This window comes from Pedobacter sp. (genome assembly GCF_035566355.1).
GTDB lineage: Bacteria > Bacteroidota > Bacteroidia > Sphingobacteriales > Sphingobacteriaceae > Pedobacter.
In genome coordinates this window covers 1-6,586 of record NZ_DATMRL010000164.1, presented here as the reverse complement: position 1 = coordinate 6,586, position 6,586 = coordinate 1, and the positions used below count along the sequence as shown (strand labels likewise).

The 6,586-nt window shown below is 39.9% G+C and carries 6 protein-coding genes; 4 read left to right on the top strand and 2 right to left on the bottom strand.

What is annotated here, in order from left to right; genetic code table 11:
• Positions 1 to 450: RlmF-related methyltransferase (locus VNZ46_RS06455; RefSeq protein ID WP_325559277.1), on the top strand; the 450-nt coding region annotated here is incomplete at its 5' end.
• A 7-nt stretch (positions 451 to 457) separates the two neighbouring features.
• Here the strand turns inward: VNZ46_RS06455 and VNZ46_RS06450 are convergent.
• The gene (locus VNZ46_RS06450; RefSeq protein ID WP_325559275.1) at positions 458 to 1,744 is read right to left on the bottom strand and encodes a DUF2130 domain-containing protein; all 1,287 of its coding nucleotides are present in this window, start codon (positions 1,742 to 1,744) and stop codon (positions 458 to 460) included.
• A 15-nt stretch (positions 1,745 to 1,759) separates the two neighbouring features.
• Positions 1,760 to 2,425 (bottom strand): metal-dependent transcriptional regulator, encoded by a 666-nt coding sequence (locus VNZ46_RS06445; RefSeq protein ID WP_325559274.1) that lies wholly within the window; start codon positions 2,423 to 2,425, stop codon positions 1,760 to 1,762.
• A 105-nt stretch (positions 2,426 to 2,530) separates the two neighbouring features.
• Here VNZ46_RS06445 and VNZ46_RS06440 point away from each other — a divergent pair, with 105 nt between their 5' ends.
• From VNZ46_RS06440 to VNZ46_RS06430, 3 genes are all read left to right on the top strand, one after another.
• Positions 2,531 to 4,765, top strand: a complete 2,235-nt coding sequence (locus VNZ46_RS06440; RefSeq protein WP_325559272.1) for a TonB-dependent receptor — start codon at positions 2,531 to 2,533, stop codon at positions 4,763 to 4,765.
• A 284-nt stretch (positions 4,766 to 5,049) separates the two neighbouring features.
• On the top strand, positions 5,050 to 5,388 hold the full coding sequence (locus VNZ46_RS06435; RefSeq protein WP_133783335.1) for a helix-turn-helix domain-containing protein: 339 nt from the start codon (positions 5,050 to 5,052) through the stop codon (positions 5,386 to 5,388).
• Positions 5,389 to 5,483: 95 nt separating this feature from the next.
• Positions 5,484 to 6,586: putative sensor domain DACNV-containing protein (locus tag VNZ46_RS06430; protein WP_325559271.1), on the top strand; the 1,103-nt coding region annotated here is incomplete at its 3' end.

The window sequence follows — 6,586 nt, the reverse complement described above, 5'->3', positions numbered from 1 at the left end:
AATATTATTTCTGCCAATGGGGACTTAAGAGGTGCAGTACAGGTTCGTTTGCAGCGGGATCCCCGGCATATTTTTGAAGGCATTATAAAACCTGCTGAATCTTTTGATCTGAGTCTGTGCAATCCACCCTTTCATGCTTCTGCTGCCGAGGCAGCTGCCGGAACACAACGTAAACTCCGCAATTTAGGTAAGCCGAAGAACGTGCTTAACTTTGGAGGGCAGAACGTCGAGCTTTGGTGTAAAGGTGGGGAGCTGGGGTTTATCCGTACCATGATAGAGGAAAGCCATAAATTTTCGGGACAATGCAAATGGTTCACCACGCTTGTTTCAAAAAGTTCAAACCTTCCTTTTGTTTATGGCTATGCGGAAAAAGCAGGCGCATTACATGTCCGGACGATGGAGATGGCACAAGGTCAGAAAATCAGCCGTTTTGTAGCCTGGTCCTTTTAAGGACAGGCTACTCCAATAGTAATGCGTCATCTTCGTCGTCTGTAAGGTGTAACTGGATGCTGTCGGTTCCGGCTATGCCTTCTACAGATCCCCGGATATGAGCCGCATTAAGAAGTACTTTTTCCAGTTGCTTTTCCCTCGCCTTCCACAGTCTTTCCATTGCATCGCGTTCTTTTTGGATAGATAACTTCATACTCATAAATCCTTCCCTAATGGCTTTCCATTGTTCAGAAAATTCATTGCTGGTTAGGTAGTCATAAAGCATATGCATTTTGTCGCCTCTGTTTTCCTGCGATTTATTTGCGGTAAATAATTTTACAATGCCATCTCTAAGCATGTAGGAGACTGCTTTTACTTCATCAAAGGAACAAATCCATACCCCATCCTTTTCTCCAAAGCAATCCATTCCCTTCGGATAGGCTTGTGTAACAATTACGGCCACATCCACGCCAACACTTCGCATGTCTTTTTTTAACTTCTCAATCCAATCCATGGAGAAGTCTTTTGTTCGTTTGCTTTCATAAATGATCTTTCCGCATTCCTGCCCAAACTGATTGCGTATATGATGGATACAATCTGCGCCTCTAACCCCTTTTCCTACTTCCGTAACCAGGTCAAAAGGGAAAGCATTTCTAAGTAATTCTTCCAGGATAAGTTCCTGGACCTCGCCTTGCAATTGCATAGAGCCTTGCTCGGCTTTACGTTTCATTTCTTCCGCAAGCTTTTTCTGGTCGTCCAGTTGTTTTTCCAGTTCTTTTACTCTCAGTTGATGTTCTGTCTCTTTCAATGTGCTTTTTTCAGCCTCCTGTTTGCGGATTTGTTCTACAAGTTCTGCACGTTGTTCCTGGAGTTTGCGTTGCATTTGAAGTTCGAGTTCTTCTTCTTTATTTTTGATTTCCTGCTCCCTTTTTAGGAATTCCAACTCTTTCGAACGGGCAAGTTTTAGTTTTTCTTCCTGTTCTTTATTTGCATTGTCAAGTAACTGAAGTCTGTTCTCGAAATCCCCGGCGATTGTTTTTCGCAGATTTTCCTCCAAGGTTTCCTGAAGCTGTTTCTTTTCGTTGGCCAACTGCTCTTCAAAAAGCTTCGACTGTTGTTTTTCTCTCTGCTCAAAAGTTTGTTCCAACTGCTTTTGCTGCTGTGTAAACTCTAGTTGCTTTTGCTTAAATTCTTCTTCCTTTTGTTTGGTAAAGGACATCATTTTTTCCCGAAGATCTTTTTTATATTCTTCAGCCATGACTTCCTCTATAGGGAAGGAATGGGAACAATTAGGGCATTTTATTTCTGTTGACATAATTTTCTTAAGTGGTTATTTGGCTACAAATAAACTGTCTGCAAACTTAACTGAAACATTTCGGGTCTCCTGTTCATCTATGGATATCTGAAGAGAGCCATCGAAGGAAACTTTTTCAATAACTGTGATTTTTGTTCCAATACTGATGCCCAATCGCTTTAGATATTGTAAAAATAGCACAGACGTATCTTTTACTGCAACAACCCGGCAACTTTCTCCGGCTTTAAGGTCCGAAAGAATCATTTTAACCGCAGGGGGCATGTCGCCATTTGCTTTCGGAATAGGATCGCCGTGAGGATCAAATTCAGGATAACCGAGAAAATCTTCTAGTTTACTGACCAGTTTCTCAGATTGAATGTGTTCCAGTTGTTCTGCTACCTCATGGACCTCATCCCAGCTGAAATCCAGCTTTTGATATAAAAAGGTTTCCCAAAGACGATGCTTTCTCAGAATAGTTAAGGCATTTTTTTTTCCGATTTCTGTTAATGAAATTTTACCATAACGCTCATAATCAACTAGTCCCTTTTCCTTCAATTTTTTGAACATATCCGTAGCTGTAGCAGGTTTAACGCCTAAATAGGCAGCCATTTCGTTTGTGCCAGCTTCCGGTCTTCCTTCACATTGACTGCATATTTTAAACAGTGCTTTCAGGTAATTCTCTTCAGTATAAGATAACATCATACAAATATAAAGCAATATATATCAAAGTTTATTTGTTAGATTAATCTAACTTAATTAGTTTTGCTGCTATGATAAATTAATTTTAGACTTGCTTAAAACAATTTTATGAATGTTGAAAAATGTGCTGCTTATAAAAAATATTACCTTCTGGTCCCCTTATTCTTTACTGTTATCTGTTCCGTTGCTCAAACAGATACAAGTCTGGTTAAGGTTTCTAATTTAAATGAGGTTGTTGTAACCGGGGTCAGTCGGGGAACAGTTTTAAGAAAAAGCCCGGTGCCTATTGTAGTACTCTCCAAGAGGGCGATGGATCAAAATACAAACAACAACTTAATAGATGCTATCGTTAAAGGTGTGCCGGGTGTGAGTGCGGTAACCACGGGACCAAATATTTCTAAACCCTTTATACGGGGCTTAGGTTATAACCGGGTACTTACTTTGTATGACGGCTTGCGCCAGGAAGGACAGCAGTGGGGAGATGAGCATGGTATTGAAATTGACCAATATGGGATTTCAAGGGTGGAAGTTGTTAAAGGACCTGCAAGCCTCACCTATGGCTCTGATGCCGTTGCTGGCGTGATCAATATGATTCCGGAGCGGCCAGCATTTTTGGAGAGCTTGTTGAAGGGTGATTTTACACAAGATTTTCATACCAATAATGGGATGTTCGCGAGTTCACTGGGGTTGGGCTATGTTAAAAATGACTGGACATATGCATTTAGGGCAACAGGTAAATTTGCGCACAATTACCACAACAAGGTAGATGGATGGGTATATGGGACAGGATTTAGGGAATATAATTTATCAGGAAGTGCCAGGCTGGACAAAAAATGGGGGTTTAGTAAAATTGCTGCAAATGTCTATGATAATCTTCAGGAAATCCCGGATGGGAGCCGGGACTCGTTGAGCAGAAAATTCACCTATCAAGTGCTTGATGATGGGGATGACATTAAACACCGGCCTCTGGTGCCCGAAAATTTACTGAAAAGTTATTCTATTGTTCCACTGCATCAGCATATACAACACTACCGGCTTTATAATACGAGTCAGATTAATCTTGGAGAAGGGAGTTTGTCTGTTTTGCTGGGGGGACAGCAAAGCATCAGAAGGGAGTACAATCACCCAACTCTAGCCGGGCAGGCAGGACTTTATGTGGTATTGAATACACTTAACTTTGACCTAAAATATAATTTGCCAGCAATTAAAGGCTGGGAGAGCACTGTGGGACTGAGCGGAATGTATCAAGGCAACAGGAGTAAAGATGCAACAGATTTTCCTATTCCAGATTATAATCTCTTTGATTTGGGCGGATTCTTATTTGTAAAAAAAACATTTGGGAAAATAGACATATCAGGAGGGCTTAGGTTTGATCATCGCAATACCAGCTGGAACGATTTTTATGTAGGGGCAAATCCTGCTAATGGCTTCAAGAAGCGGGCAACGGGAGTGGAGATCGCTCAGGCTAATCTGCAATTTCCAGCCTTTGATCATGCCTATAAAGGTCTTTCCGGAAGCATTGGATTGACCTATAATATCACAGAGCGGTTGTTGGTTAAAGCCAATATTGCCAGGGGCTACAGGGCGCCTAATATTACCGAAATTGGGTCGAATGGGTTGGATCCGGGTGCTCATATAGTTTATCTGGGCAATAGAAATTTCGTTCCGGAATTTAATTTGCAGCAAGATGTGGGCTTTATTGCTTACCTCAAGGATTTAGACTTCAGTTTTGAAGTATTCAATAATCACATTCAGAATTATATTTACCAGGCTAGGTTAACCGATAAAAACGGAGATCCGGTTATTATTGTTCCAGGTAATTTAACTTATCAATATCAACAGTCAAAAGCCAGGTTGTATGGACTGGAAACGACGTTGAATATCCATCCTGATCAAATAAAATGGTTTAGTTTTAACAATAGTCTTTCTTATGTGACCGGTCAAACCCATGGAGCGTATTTGCCTTTACTTCCTCCTTTACATATCCGATCAGAACTTAAATTTACCGGATTAAAAAGAAAAGGTCTGATTCAGCAGCCTTATTTTAAAATTGAACTGGATAGATATGCGGACCAAAATCGATTTTATTCTCTTGACGATACGGAAACCTTTACTCGAGGATATACGCTTTTTAATGCGGGTATAGGGGCTGTATTCAATACAAAGAAAAATAGAAGACTTTTTGATCTGTTTATTCAGGGCGAGAACTTGTTTAATCTGGCCTATCAATCCCATTTAAACAGACTTAAGTATTTTGAATATTATAGCACCTCCCCTGATGGAAGATCTGGTATTTATAACATTGGAAGAAATTTGAGCTTTAAGGTTATTGTTCCTATCTGATAGACAACAGCTATTGGAAATCGATAACCAAATTCATTAAATATTTTATGGTTGGCTTTGGTTAAGGGTTATGATCTGTTGCTTTATGTTTTCATAAGAAAATGGATCTTATTGCGTTTTTAAGGTGCATTTTACAATATTTTGTAGTTAATAATTTGATATTGCTCTATGGTCAAAGTTTTGCTTTTTGCAATATATTTTTTTTTGTGGCATAATATATTTTTGCATTGCGTTGCAGTATGTTTAACTTCGGTGTATAAATAAGAATCGATAATAAGATCAATATGAATAGAATTGGGCTAAGAATAAGAAGCTTAAGGCAAAAGATAGAAAACAGCCAGGAGCAGATCGCAAAAAAATTAGGAATTTCTATTCCTGCTTTTTCTAAAATGGAGACCGGTATTACAGATATTAATGTTTCAAGAATTTTTCAGATCGCAGAATTATTTAAAGTAAAACCATCTTTTTTCTTTGAAGATGATGACAAAGGCGGACATATAGATACAGACAAGTTGGAACTTGTGGAGCAAATACAACAAAAGACCTCTACAATTGTAGATCTACAGGCCAAACTTATTCAATGCTATGAAGAAATTGAGGAACTGAAAAAAAATTCTAAATAGTTTATGTTTTCTGGTGGTGGAAAGCATAGTTTTTGTGTTTTGTAAATGACTTAGACTGGCTGTTTTATTTAGCTGGAATATGTTAACTTTAAACCATGATTTACCAGTCAACCTACCAGGCCGCAAAGATAATTGCTCCCAAAGTGGAAGCCATATTCGCACAGCATTTATCTGCTGCAAAGGAAAGTGGAGAGGAGGATCTTGCTCCATTGCCTGTTGCCCATCTGGTAGAACATATTATTGATGCCACCTTTTGGGCCAGCCTTCGTAAAGAAGAAGGACATTCGCCCAAGATCTCTTTGGCCTTTTTGCCACCGGAACAGGCGGGTAATCCTCTGTTGTTTAAATACAATCTTCCTTTAAATCCAGGTACACTAACAAAGATTGCGCCGGGTGTTGAACGCGCTGGTATTCATTTGGGTATTTGGTATGATGGAGAAGAGTTGTATGTGTGGGGTACAACTTTAAGTATTCCAAATTTTTGCTTTGTATTGGATGTGTCTGAACCAGGTCTGCTTGTCATTAAACACAGAAGGATCTATGGTTTTGGAAAATATACAAATATTGCCGTTTTGAAGGGCGAACAGATTAAGATCGTAGATAATTCTTCTCCAAGGTCTCATGATTGGCCAACAATGTTACTTTCCTTATTAGATTTAACTGCTCCATCCTATTGGAATGATTCTGTTAATGTGCTGATCCAGATTGCTGTTTCTATGCGCTCGCATCAACGGGGAGGAACACTTCTTGTTGTGCCATCTGAACATAATAATTGGCTTCAGTCTATCGTAAAACCGATTCAGTATGGTGTTCAGCCCTCATTTCGTGGTCTGTCTAAGTTACTCATGCAAGACCGGAAAGAGGCGAGCCAGATCTTTTGGCAAACTGCTTTGAAAAGGGAGGTAGAACATTTGTCGGGGCTTACTGCGATCGATGGAGCAACTGTTGTGAACGATAAATATGAATTGTTGGCATTCGGAGCAAAGATTGGACGTGCCAAGGGAAAAGAGAGTGTGGAAGAATTGTCTTTTAGTGAGCCTATAGTAGGGGGAGGAGCGGTGGTGATGCATGCCTCTAAGGTTGGAGGAACAAGGCATCTTTCTGCTGCACAGTTTATCCATGATCAGCGTGATGCGATTGCTTTGGTGGCATCACAAGATGGACATTTTACGATTTACACCTGGTCTTCGCAGTATAA

Excerpts from the sequence above, each read along its gene's own strand:
- VNZ46_RS06450 (WP_325559275.1), bottom strand. The coding sequence starts at position 1,744 with ATGTCAACAGAAATAAAATGCCCTAATTGTTCCCATTCCTTCCCTATA.
- VNZ46_RS06445 (WP_325559274.1), bottom strand. The coding sequence starts at position 2,425 with ATGATGTTATCTTATACTGAAGAGAATTACCTGAAAGCACTGTTTAAA.
- VNZ46_RS06440 (WP_325559272.1), top strand. The coding sequence starts at position 2,531 with ATGAATGTTGAAAAATGTGCTGCTTATAAAAAATATTACCTTCTGGTC.
- VNZ46_RS06435 (WP_133783335.1), top strand. The coding sequence starts at position 5,050 with ATGAATAGAATTGGGCTAAGAATAAGAAGCTTAAGGCAAAAGATAGAA.